This is a genomic window from Bradyrhizobium vignae, from assembly GCF_004114425.1.
Lineage (GTDB): Bacteria > Pseudomonadota > Alphaproteobacteria > Rhizobiales > Xanthobacteraceae > Bradyrhizobium > Bradyrhizobium vignae.
This window is the reverse complement of the sequence record NZ_RDQF01000008.1, coordinates 136,669-156,101: the sequence shown is the minus strand read 5'-3', so window position 1 is coordinate 156,101 and position 19,433 is coordinate 136,669. Positions and strand designations below refer to the sequence as shown.

General features: G+C 65.0%; 17 protein-coding genes and 1 pseudogene. 9 read left to right on the top strand and 9 right to left on the bottom strand.

All coding sequences use genetic code 11. From position 1 onward, the window contains the following. The first annotated feature begins 1 nt into the window (after position 1). Positions 2–925 (top strand): AEC family transporter, encoded by a 924-nt coding sequence (locus tag EAV90_RS09745; RefSeq protein WP_122402887.1) that lies wholly within the window; start codon positions 2–4, stop codon positions 923–925. A gap of 78 nt (positions 926–1,003) precedes the next feature. On the opposite strand, the gene EAV90_RS09740 is transcribed toward EAV90_RS09745, so the two are convergent. From EAV90_RS09740 to EAV90_RS09725, 4 genes are all read right to left on the bottom strand, one after another. Beyond that, positions 1,004–2,332 (bottom strand): TIR domain-containing protein, encoded by a 1,329-nt coding sequence (locus tag EAV90_RS09740; protein ID WP_122402886.1) that lies wholly within the window; start codon positions 2,330–2,332, stop codon positions 1,004–1,006. A 264-nt stretch (positions 2,333–2,596) separates the two neighbouring features. Then, positions 2,597–3,367: a CPBP family intramembrane glutamic endopeptidase gene (locus tag EAV90_RS09735; RefSeq protein ID WP_122402885.1), complete on the bottom strand. Its 771-nt coding sequence runs from the start codon at positions 3,365–3,367 to the stop codon at positions 2,597–2,599. Positions 3,368–3,513: 146 nt separating this feature from the next. Next, on the bottom strand, positions 3,514–5,157 hold the full coding sequence (locus EAV90_RS09730) for an acyl-CoA dehydrogenase family protein (RefSeq protein WP_122402884.1): 1,644 nt from the start codon (positions 5,155–5,157) through the stop codon (positions 3,514–3,516). Between the two features lie 198 nt (positions 5,158–5,355). Then, complete coding sequence (locus EAV90_RS09725) at positions 5,356–6,126, bottom strand: M15 family metallopeptidase (RefSeq protein WP_245163386.1); 771 nt, start codon at positions 6,124–6,126, stop codon at positions 5,356–5,358. Positions 6,127–6,328: 202 nt separating this feature from the next. Here EAV90_RS09725 and EAV90_RS09720 point away from each other — a divergent pair, with 202 nt between their 5' ends. The 4 genes from EAV90_RS09720 to EAV90_RS09705 all read left to right on the top strand — a co-directional run bounded on the left by EAV90_RS09720 (position 6,329) and on the right by EAV90_RS09705 (position 10,569). Further along, positions 6,329–7,276 (top strand): aspartate carbamoyltransferase catalytic subunit, encoded by a 948-nt coding sequence (locus EAV90_RS09720; protein ID WP_122402883.1) that lies wholly within the window; start codon positions 6,329–6,331, stop codon positions 7,274–7,276. Between the two features lie 5 nt (positions 7,277–7,281). Next, positions 7,282–8,583 (top strand): dihydroorotase, encoded by a 1,302-nt coding sequence (locus EAV90_RS09715; protein ID WP_122406623.1) that lies wholly within the window; start codon positions 7,282–7,284, stop codon positions 8,581–8,583. A gap of 32 nt (positions 8,584–8,615) precedes the next feature. Continuing rightward, a complete protein-coding gene (gene plsY, locus EAV90_RS09710; RefSeq protein ID WP_122402882.1) occupies positions 8,616–9,212 on the top strand; it encodes a glycerol-3-phosphate 1-O-acyltransferase PlsY in 597 nt (198 codons plus the stop codon). 151 nt (positions 9,213–9,363) lie between these two features. Beyond that, the gene (locus EAV90_RS09705; RefSeq protein ID WP_122402881.1) at positions 9,364–10,569 is read left to right on the top strand and encodes a patatin-like phospholipase family protein; all 1,206 of its coding nucleotides are present in this window, start codon (positions 9,364–9,366) and stop codon (positions 10,567–10,569) included. 105 nt (positions 10,570–10,674) lie between these two features. Here the strand turns inward: EAV90_RS09705 and EAV90_RS09700 are convergent, their stop codons facing one another. Continuing rightward, on the bottom strand, positions 10,675–11,919 hold the full coding sequence (locus EAV90_RS09700; RefSeq protein WP_122402880.1) for an amidase: 1,245 nt from the start codon (positions 11,917–11,919) through the stop codon (positions 10,675–10,677). Between the two features lie 91 nt (positions 11,920–12,010). On the opposite strand from EAV90_RS09700, the pseudogene dprA reads away from it, so the two are divergent. Further along, positions 12,011–12,922 (top strand): annotated as a pseudogene (gene dprA / locus EAV90_RS09695) (DNA-processing protein DprA); the annotation flags it as partial. A gap of 96 nt (positions 12,923–13,018) precedes the next feature. On the opposite strand, the gene EAV90_RS09690 reads toward dprA, so the two are convergent. Continuing rightward, the gene (locus tag EAV90_RS09690) at positions 13,019–13,465 is read right to left on the bottom strand and encodes a winged helix-turn-helix transcriptional regulator (RefSeq protein ID WP_122402879.1); all 447 of its coding nucleotides are present in this window, start codon (positions 13,463–13,465) and stop codon (positions 13,019–13,021) included. A gap of 83 nt (positions 13,466–13,548) precedes the next feature. Here EAV90_RS09690 and EAV90_RS09685 point away from each other — a divergent pair, with 83 nt between their 5' ends. After that, positions 13,549–14,157 (top strand): FMN-dependent NADH-azoreductase, encoded by a 609-nt coding sequence (locus tag EAV90_RS09685; RefSeq protein WP_122402878.1) that lies wholly within the window; start codon positions 13,549–13,551, stop codon positions 14,155–14,157. A gap of 63 nt (positions 14,158–14,220) precedes the next feature. Here the strand turns inward: EAV90_RS09685 and EAV90_RS09680 are convergent, their stop codons facing one another. Then, positions 14,221–14,403 carry a hypothetical protein gene (locus EAV90_RS09680; RefSeq protein WP_122402877.1) on the bottom strand — a complete coding sequence of 61 codons (183 nt, stop codon included), beginning with the start codon at positions 14,401–14,403 and terminating at the stop codon, positions 14,221–14,223. Positions 14,404–14,580: 177 nt separating this feature from the next. After that, positions 14,581–15,354 (bottom strand): SDR family oxidoreductase, encoded by a 774-nt coding sequence (locus EAV90_RS09675; protein ID WP_164936848.1) that lies wholly within the window; start codon positions 15,352–15,354, stop codon positions 14,581–14,583. A 122-nt stretch (positions 15,355–15,476) separates the two neighbouring features. On the opposite strand from EAV90_RS09675, the gene EAV90_RS09670 reads away from it, so the two are divergent. Beyond that, positions 15,477–15,947, top strand: coding sequence for a winged helix-turn-helix transcriptional regulator (locus EAV90_RS09670; protein WP_122402875.1), 471 nt, complete (start codon positions 15,477–15,479; stop codon positions 15,945–15,947). 250 nt (positions 15,948–16,197) lie between these two features. Here EAV90_RS09670 and EAV90_RS09665 read toward each other — a convergent pair whose 3' ends face one another. Continuing rightward, positions 16,198–16,437: a hypothetical protein gene (locus EAV90_RS09665; RefSeq protein WP_122402874.1), complete on the bottom strand. Its 240-nt coding sequence runs from the start codon at positions 16,435–16,437 to the stop codon at positions 16,198–16,200. Between the two features lie 227 nt (positions 16,438–16,664). Between EAV90_RS09665 and topA the strand changes: the two genes are divergently transcribed. Then, on the top strand, positions 16,665–19,427 hold the full coding sequence (topA, locus tag EAV90_RS09660) for a type I DNA topoisomerase (RefSeq protein WP_122402873.1): 2,763 nt from the start codon (positions 16,665–16,667) through the stop codon (positions 19,425–19,427). Positions 19,428–19,433: the final 6 nt, after the last annotated feature.

The following is a 19,433-nucleotide window of genomic DNA, read 5'->3' as shown; positions in this document are numbered from 1 at the left end:
CATGGCCGTCGTCGTCGCGGCGCTGCTGCCGGTCTTCATCCTCATCGTGCTCGGCATCGTGCTGAAGCGCAGCCTGATGCGGCTCGACACGCAGTGGCACGGGCTGGAGCGGCTGACTTATTTCGTGCTGTTCCCGATGCTGCTGATCCAGACGCTGGTGAAGGCGGATCTCTCCAAGGTGCCGGTCGCCGGCGTCGGCGGCGCGCTGCTGCTGTCGGCGCTCGGGATGTCGCTGCTGTGCCTCGCGCTGCGCCCTGCCCTTTCGCGGCTCGATATCGACGGCCCCGCCTTCACCTCGATCTTCCAGGGCGCGACGCGCTGGCAGACCTTCGTCGGGCTGTCGGTGGCCGCCAACATGTTCGGCGACGTCGGGCTGGCGCTCGCTTCGGTGGCGATGGTCGCGATCATTCCGCTGGTCAACGTGTTCAGCGTCGCGGTGCTCGCCCATTACGCATCGCCCGAGAAGCAATCCGGCCGCGCCATCGTCATGACCTTGGTGCGCAATCCCCTGATCTGGGCCTGCGCGATCGGCCTCTTCATCAATGTCACCCGCTTGCCGCTGCCAAAGCTCTGGCATGAGGTTGCCGACGCGCTCAGCCGTTCCTCGCTCGCGATCGGCCTGCTCGTCACCGGCGCGGGGCTGCATCTCGAAGGCCTGCTGCGTCCGAGCGCCGCCGCTGCGATCGGCGTCGCCTTCAAGCTGGTACTGATGCCCGCACTCGCCCTCGCGCTTGCCGTCTGGTTCGGCCTGTCGGGCGAGAGCCTGGCGATCGTTGCGATCTGCTCGGCGGTGCCGACCTCGTCGAGCGCCTATGTCCTCGCACGCCAGATGGGCGGCGACGCGCCGCTGCTGGCGCAGATCATCACGCTACAGACGATGCTGGCGGCGATCACGATGCCGATGGCGATCGCGCTGGTGGCTTGAGGCGAACGACCGAACGCCGACCGATCGTACTCGTTCCGACCGAGCGGCTCCGCCCGCGCGGATGCCGCCGTTTCTGTCTTACGGAGGTGCCGGGGGCAACTGGAGATTCTGAGCGATATCGGCATATTTTTGTGCGCTCAACTGATAGTAATCGCGGTTCATTTTCGCGATCTCATACAGGGATTGCGCGATCGTCTTGATGTCGACCGGCTCCTTCCTGGAGCATTCGAGTATGTTCTTCAGCAGGTCGTTCCAGCTGACCTCATCCTTCATGGTCTTGGTCAGAGGCGCCACGCCGCGAGCATCCATCGGCTTCGAAAGCCCGCGTATATTGCTCTGTATTTCTAGACTTCGCAGTTCGTCCCGTATTTTCAAGACAACGCTACGGACTTTTACGGCTTCAACTTGCGACGAATTCACGTATCCCAACAGTTCGTCATACAATTGATCAATCAGCTTTCGTCGTGCGTACCAAGTGATGTTGATCATGTTGTAGACCGCAAGTTCCTCCTTGTTTGTGGTGTCATGGATTCCGAAGATCGGAATGTCGATCGGCGCTGCAGTGAAGTAGAACTTCAATCGACTCGCGCCGTCGATCTCCTCGTAGCGCCGAAGTGTGAGCCGGAACAGGTCGTCAGAACCGGTGGGACGAATGAAACATCCCAAGGGCGCCTTCTTCTTGCAGGCGCTCCTCAGCATCCGCGCGAGTTCAGGCTCGTAGATGTCGCGATCGACCCAATCGGAGGACAAATCCTTCCAGTTCCAAGCGCCCGTTGACACATCCTTCCCGAACAGCGCCTCCCAACCCTGGGTTCCCATGAATAGCGCATCCGCTGGCAGATTCTCCAGCTCCAGGCAGTCTTCATTCTGTTCCGTGCGGCTCAATTCGATTGAGAAGTTTGGCACGAGATCAAAATTGATCGCGGTGACGTGCGTATAGTCGAACCATCTGCAGATGTCGGTGGCAGTCTTGCGCAAGAACGCCGTATCAATACCTGGGTAAATATCTCTTTCGACGTATAATTGCTCCAGGAAATCGTAAACCTGATCCGACGATATCGGCACCGATATGTACTGGCTCAGCGCTCTTGGCTTGCTAACGCTCGGATCGTGAAACACGACAATGGATCTTTTTTCGTCTTTGCTCAGAGCCGTTTGGAATTGGCCAGCCTCGAGCAGACAGTATCCCCAATCCTGATCCTCGCCAGTGTAGAGCAGCAGAAAGAGATCCGCACTCTGGATCGCTGCTGTGATCTCCGGACTGAGTTCTCTTCCCTTCTGAAAATCCTCCGCAAGGACGATCTTGATTTTGTTGCCAGAGTACGAGGCAATCAAATTTCCGATACGGCGAGCCGCCTCACTATCCTTCGGCATCTTGTGGCTGATGAAAATCGTTAAATCGGACATGGCCCCTCCAATCGTAGCGCGTGGGACAAAGCTCGAAAATCAAAATAAAAAGTTGGGCGGGGGCCGTGTGTCGCGTGCGACGGCGCCCCCTAGCTAATTTCCGCATTCAAGCCGACAAGGGGATGCGTGACAAGCCTCTTCTACCTTGGGATGCCCGATAGAGCCGGGAACTTGCAAGGCAGCGGACGGCAACACCAATCTGACCCGCTGAGACACCGCGGGTCTTTCGGAGCCGCCGCAGTTGGGGAAGCGGCAGGCGAGCGCTCAGCCCCCCACCCACATCGTCAGCACCACCGCGGTCAGATTGTTCAGCGCATGGAGCACGATGGTGAGCCACAGCGAGCCGGCGCGATAGCGCATGTAGCCGAACCACAGGCCGATGGTGAAGACCTCGGCGAGGAAGTAGATGTCGTATTGCAGGTGCACGATTGTCCAGACCAGCGACGACAAGAGGATCGCGCCGGGCACGCGCAGGAAGCTCGCGGACCAGCCGCGATAGAGAAAGCCTCGCGCCAGAATCTCTTCCGACATCGGCGCGGCCACGCTGAAGGCGAACAGAAGCAACAGCGCAGCGCCCTTGTCGCGTCCCGATTTCAACAGATCGGTCATGAAGCCCGGTGTCGCCTCGCGGCCGAGTGCGCGCGACATCGTCTCCCAGACCAGCACGATCAGGATGAGGCCGACGGCGCCGAGCAGCAGCTGCTTCCAGGACGTCCAATGCAGCGCGAGATAGTCGACAAAGGAGGCCTTCTTGATGCGGATCGCGAGCCAGACCGCAAGAAGCGTTGCCGGCAGGCCCATGATGACCGAGAGCGCGAGCGTCTGGGGCTCATGGCCGACGAGCTGGAGCGAGGCGAGGTCCATGGGGAGGCCACGCTGCGCCGCCAGCAGAACGACGGCGCCGATCTGGCCGACGAACATCGCGACGAAGATGAAGAGGCCCCACAGCGCCGTACCCCAGAACTTCCAGACAGGTGGCGCGTGCTCTGCTCGCGTCATGACGAGAGGCGGATGGTCGGGATTGAGGGTGTCCATCAGGAGGCTTTCGTTGGAACGCGCAAACTAACGAGCGATCGTCATGCCCGGGCTTGTCCCGGGCATCCACGTTCTTCTTGCCACGCAGCAAGACGTGGATGGCTGGGTCAGGCCCGGCCATGACGCTGTGGAGAGACCGCGGCCGCTCACGGCAGCGCCCGCTCCAGCAGCGCGCGCTCGTCGGCGCTGTCGAGTTCGACCGCACCGTACATGCTGGCGTGATTGGCCGCGAGACGCGTCGCCGCGAACAGTTCGGCATTGTGCGGTGACACGCCGTTGAGCGCTGCGGCCGCAGCGAGCAACGCCAACGTCTCGACGGCAAGCCGCGCGACGCGCTCGCCGTCGGCGCGCCAAAAAATCCTGCCGATGAACGCGACCGCCTCCCCGGCCCCCGGCAGGCTCTTCGTGTCGGCCGCAAGCGATTGCAGCACGGTCATCGCCGCCTCCGGCTCGCGCGAGAGCGCGCGGAGCACGTCGAGGCACATCACGTTGCCCGAACCTTCCCAGATCGCATTGACAGGGGACTCGCGATAGTGGCGCGCCAGAATGCCGTCCTCGACATAGCCGTTGCCGCCGAGGCACTCCATCGCCTCGTAGAGAAATGGCGGCGCGCTCTTGCAGGTCCAGTATTTGATCGCGGGCGTGAGGAGCCGCATATAGGCGGCTTCCGCCGCATCGTGCGGCGTTCGGTCGAAGGCGCGGCAGAGCCGCATCACGAGCGCTGTACTCGCCTCGACATGCAGCGCCATGTCCGACAGCACGGCCTGCATCAGCGGCTGATCGGCCAGATGCTTCTGGAACACGCTGCGGTGACGGGCGTGATGCAGCGCATGCGCCAGCCCCGAGCGCATCAGGCCGACGGAGGCGATCGCGCAATCCTGCCGCGTCAGCTGCACCATCTGGATGATGGTGCGGATGCCCTTGCCCTCCTCACCGACCGCTTGCGCATAGGCGCCGACGAACTCGACTTCGGACGAGGCATTGGAACGGTTGCCGAGCTTGTCCTTCAGCCTCTGGAACTGGATGGCATTGACCGAGCCATCCGGCGCGAAGCGTGGCATGAAGAAGCAGGTCAGCCCCCCCTCCGCCTGCGCCAGCACCAGGAACGCATCGCACATCGGTGCCGACATGAACCATTTATGGCCGGTGATGCGATAGCCGTCCCCGTCGCGCACGGCGCGTGTCATGTTGGCGCGCACGTCGGTGCCGCCCTGCTTCTCGGTCATGCCCATGCCGAGCGTCATGCCGCGCTTTTCCCACCAGGGCGCGAAGCTGGGATCGTAGCTCTTCGTCGACAAAACCGGCATCACGCGCGCGAGCAGATCGGGTTGCATCGCCAGGGCACCGACGGAGGCGCGCGTCATCGTGATTGGGCAGAGGTGGCCGGTCTCGACCTGGGCTGCCATGTAGAACTTTGCGGCACGAATGACCTCGGCGCCATCGCCCGCCGGCTTGCCATCTGCGGTCCAGGTGGAATTGTGCACGCCGGCATGCGCGCTGTGCGCCATCAGCTCGTGATACGAGGGGTGAAACTCGACCTGGTCGCGGCGATGGCCCTTCGAATCAAAGGCGCGCAGCTTCGGCGTGTTCTCGTTGGCGAGGCGCCCGCGATCGGCCATCGCGGCCGAGCCCCAGTGCTTGCCGAACGCTGACAGCTCGCGCTCCGCCGCCGCGCCGCCATTGGCCTTGACCGCCTCGACCAGCGGCCGATCCGTGGCGAACAGGTCGACGTCCTCGAACGGCGGTGACTGGTTGAGGACCTCGTGCGTCGCAAATGTGGGCTGGGTCATTGTGCTTCCATCGAATCTATCTCGGCTCGGGCAGTGCCACCTCTCGCAACGGGAGAGGTCGCGCCGGAGGCGCGGGCGAGGGGCTACGCTCTATCGAGGGACCTGATCCCCTCACCCGGCGCTTCGCGCCGACCTCTCCCCTTGGGGCCCCTTGGGAGAGGTAACCCTGCCCGCGGCGGCTTCCGTTTCAATCGAACTCTACCTCGTACGCGGCTGGATCGGGAAATCATAGGCCGGCCCGCCCGCCCCCGGCAGGGAAAAATGCCACCACTCCTTCGAATAGTTCACAAAGCCTTGCCTCGCCATCGCCGCGACCAGCCGCTTGCGCCAGGCGCGCTGCTCCGGATTGATCGACGGTGCCGCAGTGTGCCCCTTCGCATCGGTACAGTCGTAGCCTGTGCCCATGTCGACGCTGCCCTCCGGCGCGCGTATCTCGGCCGGCGCCGTGCAATCGGCGTAGGTCTTTGACGGATCATATTTTGCGGAATTGTCGGCCTTGAGATCGACCAGAGTGAGATCGAGCGCTGCACCCGTGGAATGCTGCGAGCGGCTCGCAATATAGCCGAGGCGGAACAGCTCGGTCTTCGGAATCCCGGGGTTGTAGCGCCGCTCAGCCGCCGTCTCGTGACCGTTCTGCGACCACTTCACCATGTCGAGCGAGGCGCGCGCCGGCCGGTAGCAGTCGAACATCTTCAGCGACAGATTCTGTGCGGCTAGCTCCGCTTGCACCGCCTTCAGCCGCAGCCCCACCTCCCGTTTCACCACGCATTCACCGGCATTGTAACCAGCGAGCGGACGGCCCACGAAATTGTTCGCCGTGGCGTATCGGATGTCCTGGATGATGCCGGGATCGATGTCGCGCAGGTAAACGAAGCCGCCGGGGAGCGATTGGGCGTGGGCCGTGCTGATTGGCACCGCGGCCAGGAACGCCGTCAGAATTCTTTTCACGAAATGCCCCACGATCGTCATGCCCGGGCTTGTCCCGGCCATCCACGTTCTATTGCGTCAAATGCGATAGAAGATCGTGGATGCCCGGGACAAGCCCGGGCATGACGGAGAAGGTGGCGGCAGGCCAGGCCACAGCGACCAAACCGACAGATCAGGGGATAACTCGCCTCCCGCCGTTTGCCCCTTGCTCCCCCCGCCATCCCCGCCTATAGCTCTGCTTTTAATGACATCGAAATCGACCTTCGTCCTCGGCCACCGGCATTTGCTGGGCATCGAGGGCCTTTCCGCGGCCGACATCAGCGGCCTCCTCGACCTGTCCGAAGAATATGTCGAGCTCAACCGCCAGGTTGACAAGAAGCGCACCGTCCTGCGGGGACGGACGCAGGTGAACCTTTTCTTCGAGGCCTCCACCCGGACCCAATCCTCGTTCGAGCTCGCCGGCAAGCGGCTGGGCGCCGACGTCATGAACATGTCGGTGTCCTCGTCCTCGATCCGCAAGGGCGAGACCCTGATCGACACCGCCGTGACGCTGAACGCGATGCACCCCGACATCCTGGTGGTCCGCCATCACGCCTCCGGCGCGGTGGAACTGCTGGCGCGCAAGGTCGACGGTTCCGTGATCAATGCCGGCGACGGCGCGCATGAGCATCCGACCCAGGCGCTGCTCGATGCCCTCACCATCCGCCGCAACAAGGGCCGGATCGAGGGCCTGGTGGTCGCGATCTGCGGCGATGTGCTGCATTCGCGCGTCGCCCGCTCCAACATCATCCTGCTCAACACCATGGGCGCCCGCGTCCGCGTCGTCGGCCCGTCCACGCTGCTGCCAACGGGCATCGAGCGGATGGGCGTCGAGGTCGCGCGCGACATGCGCGAAGGTCTCGAAGGCGCCGACATCGTCATGATGCTGCGGCTGCAGCGCGAGCGCATGAACGGCTCCTTCGTGCCTTCCTCGTCGGAATATTTCCATTATTTCGGGCTCGACCAGAAGAAGCTCGCCTACGCCAAGCCGGACGCGCTCGTGATGCATCCAGGTCCCATGAACCGCGGCGTGGAGATCGACTCGATCGTGGCCGACGGCGCCCAGTCCCTGATCCGCGAACAGGTGGAGATGGGCGTCGCGGTGCGCATGGCCGTGCTGGAAGCGCTCGCCCGCAACCTGCCGAACGCGTGATGCCGATGTTGACCGACCGCCGCCCCATCCTGCTCGCCAACGCCCGCGTCGTCGATCCCTCCAGGGAGTTCGACGGCATTGGTGACGTTCTCATTGCCGACGGCACCATCCGCGAGACCCGCCGCGGCATCGGCGCGGCCGGTGTCCCCGAGGGCACCGACATCATCAATTGCTCCGGCAAGATCGTGGCGCCGGGCCTGATCGACATGCGCGCTTTCGTCGGCGAACCCGGCCTCAGCCACCGCGAGACCTTTGCCTCGGCGAGCCAGGCCGCGGCGACCGGCGGCATCACCACCATCATCTGCCAGCCCGCCACCTTGCCCGTCATCGACAATTCGGCGACCGTCGATTTCGTGATGCGCCGCGCCCGCGACACCGCGATCGTCAACATTCAGCCGATGGCCGCGCTCACCAAGGGCATGCAGGGCGAGGAGATGACCGAGTTCGGCCTCCTGAAGGCGGCCGGCGCTGTCGCCTTCAGCGACGGCGACAAGAGCGTCACCAACGCCCAGGTGATGCGCCGCGCGCTGACCTATGCCCGCGACTTCGACGCACTGATCGTGCATCACACCGAGGATCCCAACCTGGTCGGCGAAGGCGTGATGAACGAGGGCGAGTTCGCGACCCGGCTCGGCCTGATGGGCATCCCGAATGCCGCCGAAGCCGTGATGCTGGAGCGCGACCTGCGCCTCGTCGCCCTCACCGGCGGCCGCTACCACGCGGCTTCGCTGACCTGCATCGACTCTCTCGATATCCTCCAGCGCGCTCGCGACGCCGGACTCGCGGTCAGCGCCTCGGTCTCGATCAACCATCTGGCGCTGAACGAGAACGACATCGGTCCTTACCGTTCGTTCCTGAAGCTGTCGCCGCCGCTGCGCACCGAGGCCGACCGCCGTGCGGTGGTGGCGGCGCTCGCCTCCGGCCTGCTCGACGTCATCATGTCGGACCACAATCCGCAGGACGTCGAGGTCAAGCGCCTGCCGTTCGCGGAAGCCGCACCCGGCGCCGTCGGCCTCGAGACCATGCTGCCGGCCGGCTTGCGGCTGGTGCATAATGGCGAGATGGAACTGAAGACGCTGATCCGTGCGATGTCGACCCGGCCGGCCGAGTTGCTCGGGCTGCCAGGCGGAACCCTGCGCGCGGGCAGCCCGGCGGACGTCATCGTAATCGATCCCGATACGCCCTGGGTGGTCGATCCCGCCGACCTCAAATCGCCCTGCAAGAACACCCCGTTCGACGAGGCCCGCTTTACAGGCCGCGTGGTGCGCACCATTGTCGGCGGCCGCACGGTCTATGAGCATGTCTGACGTGCGAGATCGTTCGACACGGAGATCCAGCCATGGCGCTTGAAGCATTTTTGCCGGTCGCCTTCGTCACCGGCTATCTCCTCGGCTCGATTCCATTCGGCCTGATTCTGACCAGGCTCGCCGGCACGCAGGATATTCGCTCGATCGGCTCCGGCAGCATCGGCGCGACCAATGTGCTGCGCACGGGACGCAAGAGCCTTGCCGCGGGCACCCTGCTGTTCGACGCGCTCAAGGGCACCGTGGCCGTGGTGATCTGTGGCTACATCGCCGGGCCAAATGCTGCGATGGTGGCCGGGCTCGGCGCGTTCCTCGGCCATCTCTTCCCGGTCTGGTTGAAATTCAGAGGGGGCAAGGGCGTGGCGGTCTATATCGGCATCCTGCTCGGCCTGTTCTGGCCCGGCGCCGTCGTGTTCTGCCTGCTCTGGCTGGCGACCGCCTTCACCACCCGCTACTCTTCACTCTCGGCGCTGGTGGCGGCGTTCATCACGCCGATGTTCCTGTGGTGGTTCGGTCACCTCGCATTGTCGGCACTGGCAGCAGTGCTGACGCTGCTCTTGTTCTACGCGCATCGCGAGAACATCAAGCGCTTGCAGGCCGGCAGGGAAAGCCGGATCGGCGAGAAGGCTTGAGGGCCGGAAAAAGTACGGATACCGCCGCACCCCTTCCGCACTATATGCCAAATTCTGTTCGCAACTTGGCTGCGACTCACGTCAGGCTGTAGCGAACGGGTTTCACGCCTGTCATCCTGACCCAGAAAAAGGCGTTACGCGGTTGCTCAGAATGAGCGAGAAGATTGTCGGCGTGCAGGATGGGGTTGGTTCGTCAGGTGTGACCGGCACCGCGGCAAGCCGGCTGCTTTCGGCGACCAACATCTGGTCCGATGCGCCGCCGCAAGCGGCTGCCGCTGTTTCACCGCCAACGCCGCAGCCTGAGCCCGTCGCGCGAGCCGCCGCTCCGCCCGATATCGTGGTCACCAAGGCTGTACCGGCCGCGCCTGCACAGGCGCGTTCAGACCAATGGCCGCCGCGAAAACTTTCGCTGGCGCTGCAGGGCGGCGGCACCTTTGCCGCCTTCACCTGGGGCGTGCTGGAGCGGCTGCTGGAAGAACCAGACATCGCGATCGACACCATCAGCGGCGCCAGCGCCGGCGCCATCAATGCACTGCTGCTCGCGTGCGGCTTGGCCGAAGGCGGCCGCGAAGGCGCGCGGTCGCGGCTGAACCGGTTCTGGGTCCGGCTGATGCACGAGGCCTCGTTCCGCTCGCTGATGCTGATCGGCGGCTTTTCCCCCGCGGGAAGCTCGGTCGCATTCGGCCCGACGCTGCGCTCCGGACAGTTCGATCCGTTCGACCTCGATCCGCTACGGCAGGCGCTGTCGCGCGACATCGATTTTGCCGCACTGCGCGACCCGAGGTGCCCAAGACTCATGATTGCGGCGACGCGGATCCGCGACGGCCAGCAGCAGATCTTCCGCAACGACGCCATCACCGCCGACGTCGCGCTGGCCTCGACCTGCCCGCCCCTGGTTCACTGCGCCATCGAGGTCGATGGCGAGGCTTATTGGGACGGCGGCTTCGGCGGCAACCCGCCGCTGCTGCGGCTGGCGCAGGAGACCACGACGTCCGATGTCCTGCTGGTGCAGGTCACGCCGACGCGCGACAGCTACGTGCCGATCACGCTTGCCGCAATCGACCGCCGGCTCGACCAGATCGCAGCCAACGCCGCGCTCAATGCCGAGATCGCAGCGATCGAATGGGCAAAGACCCATGCCGCGCCGTCGCTGCGGCTCTCCAGGATCGCGGCTGAAGATTCCGTCGACGGCCTGGCGCAGCGCTCTTCGACCGATCTCGGCCGCGGCTTCATTCGCCTCTTGCACCGGAGCGGCCGCGAGGCCGCCGAGCGCTGGCTCGGGCAAGGTACCGCTGGCAATGCAACATCACCTGCATCCGATCAGCGCATCGCTCCAGTGGAGCCCGCACTGGTCTAGAGTATGACCAAGTGTGAGACTGCCTGCGGTCTTGGTTCACCTCCGGGTGAGGGGCCGCAGCATTCAGTGAGACCATAACCCTCACCCGCCGCGACTCGTCCGGCGCTAGCCTGATTTCGCCAGCGCCTCCTCCAGGAACCAGGCCACCGCGAGTGCGAGCGGATCATTGCCGAAGCGCGCGATCACCTGCACGCCGATCGGCAGGCCCCCGGCCTTCAGCACCGGTACGTTGACGCAAGGATTGCCCATCAGCGTCCAGAGCCGGTTGTAGCGGGGGTCGCCGGTGCTGGCGAGCTCCTTGGCCGGCGCGGTGCCCGGCGCCGAATAGGTCAGGAGCACGTCGACGCCCTCGAACAATTCGCCGAGTTCGCGGCGGCCGCGACGGCTGATGCGGCGCGCCTCGTCATATTCCTTCGGCGTCAGCCCGACGGTCGCATCGAGACTGGCGCGCAGCATCGGCGCGATCTCGTCGTGACGCTCTGAAAACTCCCAGGCGAGTGCGCGATGCGCCTCAAAGTCCTGGATGATCGGGTGGATGCGCCAGGCCTCCTTGATGGCCTCGGGCAGATCGATGGTCTGCACGCTGGCACCGGCGCGCATCGCCGCCTTGATCGCAGCTTGCAGCCCCTCCTCGGCCGCCGCCTCGACGGCGCCCGCAAACTCCTGCCTGACCACGCCGATGCGCGGCGACTTCGCCGGAGTGATGCCCGAGAATTCGCGGCGCGCGGTCATCGCCAAGAGCCCGCGCGCAAGATCCTCTGCCCGGGCGCCGAACAGGCCGACCGTATCGAGCGCCCATGAATAGCACTTCACGCCGACCGTCGGCAGCATCCGGAACGACGGCTTGATCGCGGCCGTCCCGCAATAGGCGGCGGGCCGGATCACCGAGCCGCCGGTCTGGGTGCCCAGCGCCAGCGGGATCATGCCGGCGCCGACGGCCGCCGCCGAGCCCGAGGACGAGCCGCCTGGCGAATGAGCCAGATTGTGCGGATTGCGCGTCGGGGTCGGATCGCGCGAGGCGAACGCGGTCGTGGTGGTCTTGCCGATGATGGTGGCCCCTGCCCGCTTCAGCATCATCACGACAGGTGCGTCAGCGCGCGGCCGCCAGCCGCGATAGATCTCCGAGCCCATCTCGGTCGGCATATCAGCGGTGTCGATGATGTCCTTGATGCCGACCGCGATGCCGCGCAGCGGCCCGGTGCTTTGCGCGCTCGCCGACTTGTCATGACGGACGAAGGCCTGGACGTCCTTCTCCTTTGCCTCGATCGCGGCATGCGATTGCGCGATGGCGGCCTCGGGCGAAAGCTCCCCCGCTTCGATGCGGCGCTGGAGGTCGGCAAGTGAGATCATGGCAAAACCCTTCTTATTGCCACCGCTTTTAGCATCGCGACCAAGCCGCGCAAGCGCACGTCCCTGTTGCGCAACGCCCTCAGGTTGTTTCATGCTGTCCCTGCAAGGAGACACCGTGGACGCCATCAACAGAAGCGTGGAGCTGACCGAGGCTGAGCGGATCGATCGCCTGCGGCTGATCCGCTCCGACAACGTCGGGCCGCGCACCTTCCGCTCGCTGGTCGATCATTTCGGCAGCCCGCGCGCCGCTCTGGAGCGTTTGCCCGATCTGGCACGCCGTGGCGGTGCGCAGCGATCGGGGCGCATCTGCAGCGCGGACGACGCGAAGGCCGAGCTCGCCGCCAGCCGCAAATTCGGCATCGCCTGGCTTGCGCCCGGCGAGGACGGCTATCCGGCGCGGCTCGCAACACTCGATGATGCGCCGCCGCTGCTTGCCGTGCGCGGCGACACAAAAAGCTTGATGAGGCCGATGATCGCGATCGTCGGCTCGCGCAATGCGTCTGGTGCCGGCTTGAAATTCGCCGGCCAGCTCGCGCGTGCGCTCGGCGAAGCCGGCTTTGTCGTCATCTCGGGGCTGGCGCGCGGCGTCGACCAGGCTGCGCACCGAACCAGCATCGAGAGCGGTACGATCGCAGTGCTCGCCGGCGGCCATGACTGCATCTACCCGCCCGAGCACGGCGACCTGCTCGCCGCGATCCTGGATCACGCGGGCGCCGCGATCTCCGAAATGCCGCTCGGCCACGAGCCGCGCGCCCGCGACTTCCCCCGCCGTAACCGCCTGATCTCGGGCGCTTCGCTCGGCGTCGTCGTGGTGGAAGCGGCCCACCGCTCGGGCTCGCTGATCACCGCGCGCATGGCGGCCGAACAGGGCCGCGAGGTGTTCGCGGTGCCGGGCTCGCCGCTCGATCCGCGCGCCGCCGGCACCAACGACCTGATCAAGCAGGGCGCAACGCTCGTCACGGAAGCCGCCGACATCATCAATGCGGTGCAGCCGATCATGGAGGGCTCGTACCTTACCTCCCCTGGAGGGAGGGAAAAATCGACCTCGCAGCATGAGCAGAGCGCTTGAGCAGAGTGCTTACCCCCTTGATTCTCCGCTTCACCCGTCGTTGCGCTCGTCGAAGCGCGCTCGTGCTGCCGCGATCTGCTCCTGATGCGCGATCGCCCATTCTCCGAGCGCCTTCACCGGCTGCTGGAGGCCGTGGCCGAGATCGGTCAGCTCATAATCCACGCGCGGGGGTATGGTCGGGAAGATCGTGCGCGTGACGAGGCCGTCGCGCTCGAGGCCACGCAGCGTCAGGGTCAGCATGCGCTGCGAGATGCCGTTGATCATGCGCTTGAGCTCATTGAAGCGCTTTGGCCCGTCGCTCAGCATCATGATGACGAACACGCTCCATTTGTCGCCAACGCGGGACAGCACGGAAGCGACCCCGCGACAGTCTGCATGGTTGGGGTCTGGCCTTTGATCCGGCCTTTGATCCGGACCTGGAACCAGCCTCGGCGAGGCAGGCAAATCGGTGTTCTCAGGTTTCAATAATGTGCTCATGGCTCAAAAAAGTGCGTTCTTGCGGGGATTTCAACAGTCACTCATGTAGCGCTGGTTACAAACCTATACCAGGGTGACCCCAAATGAAACTGCTCCATATCGACTCCAGCGTACTCGGCCCCCACTCCGTCAGCCGGCAGGTTTCCGCCGCCATCGTCGACCGGTTCCGGCAGGCGACGCCCTCGCTTGACGTCGTCTATCGCGACCTGACCCAGACGCCGCTTGCCCATCTCTCCGGCTCGCATCTCGCGGCCGCGCAGGGCGCCCCGGCGCCGGCGGAACTCGGACCGGACCTTGCCGCAAGCGCGGCGGCGCTGGAAGAGTTCCTGGCCGCCGAAATCGTCGTCATCGGTGCGCCGATGTACAACTTCACGATTCCGAGCCAGCTCAAGGCCTGGATCGACCGCATTCTGGTTGCGGGGAAGACTTTTAAATACGGCGCGGCCGGGCCGGAGGGCCTTGCCGGTGGCAAGCGCGTGATCGTCGCGATCTCGCGCGGCGGCTATTATGGCGCGGGCTCGCCCGCTGCAGCCCTGGAGCACCTCGAAAGCTATCTGCGAGGCGTATTCGGCTTCATGGGCATCCACAATGCCGAGTTCATCATCGCCGACGGCATCCAGGTCGGACCGGATCATCGCGAGAAGGCGCTCGCCGGCGCGCTTCAGGCAGCCACCAGCCTGCACGCGGCCTGACGCCGTGCTGAAATCAGCCGCCGCCGGATTGCGCGGCGGCTGACGGCTGCACGATCTGAGACGCTAAAACCAGACGCCCTGCATGCCCAGGATCACGGCAAGGAGGGAAACGAGCAGGCCGATCCCGGAGAACAACGCGATGGCGACGAACTCGGCCGTGTCGGAACGCTTGGCCGGAATGGCGGATCTTTCGGTGAAAACGCGCGGTGATGAAATCGATGAAAAAATGCGGGCTGCCTTCGCCATAACCGACTCCCTTAAAAATGAGTCTTCTGCCCCCTTGCCCGTAAAAGTGTCTTCGCGGTCTGGATGAAGGTTCAACGCCTCACGCAAAGGTTCAGGAAATACGTCTTCCAAGATGCGGGAACCGGCCGGCGCAACCAACCTGGTCGTGCCGGCCGATTCAATTTGCACTCGACTTGTTCAGCCGCGGTAGATCGGCGCGCCGCTCGGGGACGCCACTGCGCCGCCGTCGACGAAGATTTCCTGCCCCTGCACGTGCGCGGAATCATCGGAGGCGAGGAACAGCACCGTCTTCGCAACATGGTCCGTTTCACCGATGCGGCCCAGCGGCGTCGATAGCGCAATCCGCGTCTCGAACGCTTTCTCGGCTTCGGGCGTCGCGGTCGCGGGCCCCCAGATCGGCGTGCGGATCGCGCCGGGCGCCACGACATTGACGCGGATGCCGCGCGGCGACAGCTCCGAGGCCATGATCCTCGCCATCGCCCGCACGCCCGCCTTCGCTGCGCCGTAAGCGGAGTAACCGGGAATGCCGAGCACGGAGATCACGGAGCCGTTGAGGATGATCGAGGCACTGTCGTTGATGTAAGGCAACGCGGACTGCACGGTGAAGAACACGCCGGTCAGATTGGTGCTGATCACCTTCTCGAAGACCTCGAGCGTGGCCGAACCGAGCGGCGTGCCGCCGGCGATGCCGGCATTGGCGAACACGATGTCGAACTTGCCGAACTTTTCCGCACCCTGCTTGATCGCGGCTTCCGTCGCCCCGATGTCCGTGGCGTCGGCCGGCAGCGCGAGCGCGTTCGGCCCGAGCTCCTTTGCGGCCGCCGCCAGCGTCTCCTTGTTGCGCCCGGTGATCACCACCTTGGCGCCCTCCGCCACGAACAGTTTTGCCGTCGCCAGCCCGATGCCGCTATTGCCGCCGGTGATCAGGGCCGTCTTGTCCTTCAGTCTCACGCTCGCCTCCAGTAGTTGCATGATGAAACTAAGTTGCCATCTAGGCCATTCGGTTCTATGATGCAACCACACAAGCGCGTGATCGGCGCTGGCGCCGTGCGAACGCGACAGGACAGAGGACGATGGTGAAACGAACGAGCTTCGAGAGCGATGCCTGCCCGATCGCGCGCTCGCTGGACGCGCTCGGCGACTGGTGGTCGCTCTTGATCATCCGCGAAGCGCTGTTCGGCCTGCGCCGCTTCGGCGAATTCCAGAGCAAGCTCGGCATGGCCAAGAACATTTTGTCGGCCCGGCTGCGCGCGCTGGTCGATCACGGCATCCTGGCAACCGCCCCCGCCTCCGACGGCAGCGCATATCAAGAGTATGTGCTGACGCCGAAGGGACGCGGCACCTTCCCGATCCTGGTCGCGCTCCGGCAATGGAGCGAGGAGTTCGACGACCACCCCGAAGAGATCGCGACGATCCTGGTCGATCGCGAGAAGGGCCGCCCGGTGAAGAAGCTCGAAATGCGCGCCGAGGACGGCCGCCTGCTCAGCCCGGCGGACACGATGGTGAAACCGCGGCCGGCACTGCGCCGGCGGTCAGTGGGATGACGGTGCGCTGCCACGACACCGTCATTGCGAGCGCAGCGAAGCAATCCAGTCTTTCCGCCGAGACCGTCTGGATTGCTTCAGCGTACTCTTATCGGTCACCGTCACACTGAGGCGCTCGCCCCTTCGGCGAGCCTCGAAGGGTGACGGCCCGGCTGGCACCTCGGCCGTTCATTCTTCGAGGCTTCCGGCGCGATGCCTGGCATCGCGCCACTCGCGCACAAGGATGACAGGGCGATATTGGCCGGACTGCTCACGACAGCTTGCGCTTGGTCCGCAGCCGCAGATGCTCATCGGCCTCGAGTTGCGTCATCCCCAGGAGATGATGCAGCACATCGAGCTTGTGGCGCTCGGCGAGCTTGCGCAAGACAGCCACCTGCTCGGCGATGAAGGCGACCGCCTCATCTGCCCCGCCCTCTCCCGGTTCCTCGTGACGCGAGCCCACCCGCGCGCCTGATCCGGTGCGCGCCCGTTTCTTTCCTGGCCTAGTCACCAGACCCCACCCGAATCCATGCCCCGCGGAAACATTACGTCGACATGCACCGCAACTCCAAGGTGGTATTTTGCAACTTTCTCGATATGAAATTTTGCCCACTCCAGCGGGTTTCAACAGCCCCCGATTTGACAGGGGCCGGCTCACCACCCATGTTCGGGTCGAAACGGCCGACCCGAGTCCTTTCGTTTTCGGCCCCAGATTTTCCCGTAAGACACTGGAACTAAATGAATATCGTCATTGTGGAGTCGCCGGCGAAAGCCAAGACGATCAACAAATATTTGGGCTCGTCCTATGAGGTTCTGGCCTCGTTCGGCCATGTCCGCGATCTCCCGGCGAAGAACGGTTCCGTCGACCCCGACGCCAATTTCAAGATGATCTGGGAGGTCGACCCCAAGGCGGCCGGCCGGCTCAACGAGATCGCCAAGTCGCTGAAGGGTGCTGACCGCCTGATTCTCGCCACCGACCCTGATCGCGAGGGCGAGGCCATCTCCTGGCACGTGCTGGAGGTGATGAAGGAAAAGCGCGCGCTGAAGGATCAGAAGATCGAGCGGGTGGTGTTCAACGCCATCACCAAGCAGGCGGTCTCGGACGCGATGAAGCATCCGCGCCAGATCGACGGCGCGCTGGTCGACGCCTATATGGCGCGCCGCGCCCTCGACTATCTGGTCGGCTTCACCCTCTCCCCGGTGCTGTGGCGCAAGCTGCCCGGCGCCCGCTCGGCCGGGCGCGTGCAGTCGGTGGCGCTACGCCTCGTCTGCGACCGCGAGCTCGAGATCGAGAAGTTCGTGCCGCGGGAATATTGGTCGCTGATCGCGACCCTGCTCACGCCGCGCGGCGAAGCCTTCGAGGCCCGCCTCGTCGGCGCCGACGGCAAGAAGATCCAGCGCCTCGACATCGGCACCGGCGCGGAAGCCGAGGATTTCAAGAAGGCGCTTGAGCTGGCGACCTACGCCGTCACGGCGGTCGATGCAAAACCCGCCCGGCGCAATCCGCAGGCGCCCTTCACCACCTCGACGCTGCAGCAGGAGGCCAGCCGCAAATACGGTTTTGCGCCGGCGCACACCATGCGCATCGCCCAGCGCCTCTATGAGGGCATCGACATCGGCGGCGAGACCACCGGACTCATTACTTATATGCGTACCGACGGCGTGCAGATCGCGCCCGAGGCGATCACCCAGGCCCGCAAGGTGATCGGCGAGGATTACGGCAACGCCTATGTGCCGGATGCGCCGCGCCAGTACCAGGCCAAGGCCAAGAACGCCCAGGAAGCGCACGAGGCGATCCGCCCGACCGATCTCTCGCGCCGCCCCGACAGCATGAGCCGCAAGCTCGATGCCGATCAGGCGAAGCTTTATGAGCTGATCTGGAAGCGCACCATCGCGAGCCAGATGGAATCGGCCGAGCTCGAGCGCACCACGGTGGACATCACGGCGAAGGCCGGCGGCCGGACGCTGGAGCTGCGCGCCACCGGCCAGGTCGTGAAGTTCGACGGCTTCCTCGCGCTCTACCAGGAAGGCCGCGACGACGAGGAGGACGAGGATGCACGCCGCCTGCCCGCGATGAGCCAGGGCGAGGCCGTGAAACGGCAGAGCCTCTCCGTCACCCAGCACTTCACCGAGCCGCCGCCGCGCTTCTCCGAGGCTTCCCTGGTCAAGCGCATGGAAGAGCTCGGCATCGGCCGGCCCTCGACCTATGCCTCGATCCTCCAGGTCCTGAAGGACCGCGGCTACGTGAAGCTGGAGAAGAAGCGCCTGCATGGCGAGGACAAGGGCCGCGTCGTGATCGCGTTCCTGGAGAGCTTCTTCAGCCGCTACGTCGAATACGACTTCACCGCCGCGCTCGAAGAACAGCTCGACCGTATCTCCAACAACGAGATCTCCTGGCAGCAGGTGCTGAAGGATTTCTGGCGCGACTTCATCGGCGCCGTCGACGACATCAAGGATCTGCGCGTCGCGCAGGTGCTCGACGTTCTCGACGAGATGCTGGGGCCGCACATCTATCCGCCCCGCGCCGATGGCGGCGATGTCAGGCAGTGCCCGAACTGCGGCACCGGCCGGCTGAACCTCAAGGCCGGCAAGTTCGGTGCCTTCGTCGGCTGCTCGAACTATCCGGAATGCCGCTACACCCGCCAGCTCGCCGCCGATGGCGAGGCTGCCGCCGACCGCTCGCTGGGCCAGGACCCCGACACCGGTCGGGATGTCTGGCTCAAGGCGGGCCGGTTCGGCCCCTACATCCAGCTCGGCGAGCAGAAGGATTACGAGGAAGGCGAAAAGCCGAAGCGCGCAGGCATTCCGAAGGGCACCTCGCCCAGCGATGTCGACCTCGAGCTCGCGCTGAAGCTGTTGTCGCTGCCGCGCGAGATCGGCAAGCATCCGGAGACGGGTCTGCCGATCACCGCCGGGCTCGGCCGCTTCGGGCCGTTCGTGAAGCACGACAAGACCTATGCGAGTCTCGAAGCCGGCGACGAGGTCTTCGACATCGGCCTCAACCGCGCGGTGACGCTGATCGCGGAAAAAGCCGCCAAGGGCCCGAGCCGCCGCTTCGGCGCCGATCCCGGCAAGGCGCTCGGTGATCATCCCTCGCTCGGCACCATAACCGTGAAGAGCGGGCGCTATGGACCCTACGTCACCGCCGGTGGCGTCAACGCGACGATCCCGAGCGAGATCGAGAAGGACGCGATCACGCTGCCGCAGGCGATCGCGCTGATCGACGAGCGCGCGGCCAAGGGCGGCGGCAAGACCAAGGCAACGAAGGCAGCCAAGCCTGCCAAGGCCAAGAAAGCTGCGGAGAAAGCTGCGGAGAAGGCTGCGAACAGCGAGGACGCCGCGCCAAAGCCGAAGAAACCGGCCGCGAAGAAAGCCGCGGCCAAATCGAAAACCGAATCCACCAGCAAGGCGCGCGCCGCCGTGTCGTCGACGGCAAAGACGTCGCCGACCAAGGCAACCGCCAGCAAGGCTCCGGCCAAGAAGAGTGCCGGCAAGAATTAGAGGTTA

What these genes read in the sequence shown, in the direction of transcription:
- EAV90_RS09745 (WP_122402887.1), top strand. Translation starts at nt 2, where the DNA reads ATGGCCGTCGTCGTCGCGGCGCTGCTGCCGGTCTTCATCCTCATCGTG.
- EAV90_RS09740 (WP_122402886.1), bottom strand. Translation starts at nt 2,332, where the DNA reads ATGTCCGATTTAACGATTTTCATCAGCCACAAGATGCCGAAGGATAGT.
- EAV90_RS09735 (WP_122402885.1), bottom strand. Translation starts at nt 3,367, where the DNA reads ATGGACACCCTCAATCCCGACCATCCGCCTCTCGTCATGACGCGAGCA.
- EAV90_RS09730 (WP_122402884.1), bottom strand. Translation starts at nt 5,157, where the DNA reads ATGACCCAGCCCACATTTGCGACGCACGAGGTCCTCAACCAGTCACCG.
- EAV90_RS09725 (WP_245163386.1), bottom strand. Translation starts at nt 6,126, where the DNA reads ATGACGATCGTGGGGCATTTCGTGAAAAGAATTCTGACGGCGTTCCTG.
- EAV90_RS09720 (WP_122402883.1), top strand. Translation starts at nt 6,329, where the DNA reads ATGACATCGAAATCGACCTTCGTCCTCGGCCACCGGCATTTGCTGGGC.
- EAV90_RS09715 (WP_122406623.1), top strand. Translation starts at nt 7,282, where the DNA reads ATGTTGACCGACCGCCGCCCCATCCTGCTCGCCAACGCCCGCGTCGTC.
- plsY (WP_122402882.1), top strand. Translation starts at nt 8,616, where the DNA reads ATGGCGCTTGAAGCATTTTTGCCGGTCGCCTTCGTCACCGGCTATCTC.
- EAV90_RS09705 (WP_122402881.1), top strand. Translation starts at nt 9,364, where the DNA reads ATGAGCGAGAAGATTGTCGGCGTGCAGGATGGGGTTGGTTCGTCAGGT.
- EAV90_RS09700 (WP_122402880.1), bottom strand. Translation starts at nt 11,919, where the DNA reads ATGATCTCACTTGCCGACCTCCAGCGCCGCATCGAAGCGGGGGAGCTT.
- EAV90_RS09690 (WP_122402879.1), bottom strand. Translation starts at nt 13,465, where the DNA reads ATGAGCACATTATTGAAACCTGAGAACACCGATTTGCCTGCCTCGCCG.
- EAV90_RS09685 (WP_122402878.1), top strand. Translation starts at nt 13,549, where the DNA reads ATGAAACTGCTCCATATCGACTCCAGCGTACTCGGCCCCCACTCCGTC.
- EAV90_RS09680 (WP_122402877.1), bottom strand. Translation starts at nt 14,403, where the DNA reads ATGGCGAAGGCAGCCCGCATTTTTTCATCGATTTCATCACCGCGCGTT.
- EAV90_RS09670 (WP_122402875.1), top strand. Translation starts at nt 15,477, where the DNA reads ATGGTGAAACGAACGAGCTTCGAGAGCGATGCCTGCCCGATCGCGCGC.
- topA (WP_122402873.1), top strand. Translation starts at nt 16,665, where the DNA reads ATGAATATCGTCATTGTGGAGTCGCCGGCGAAAGCCAAGACGATCAAC.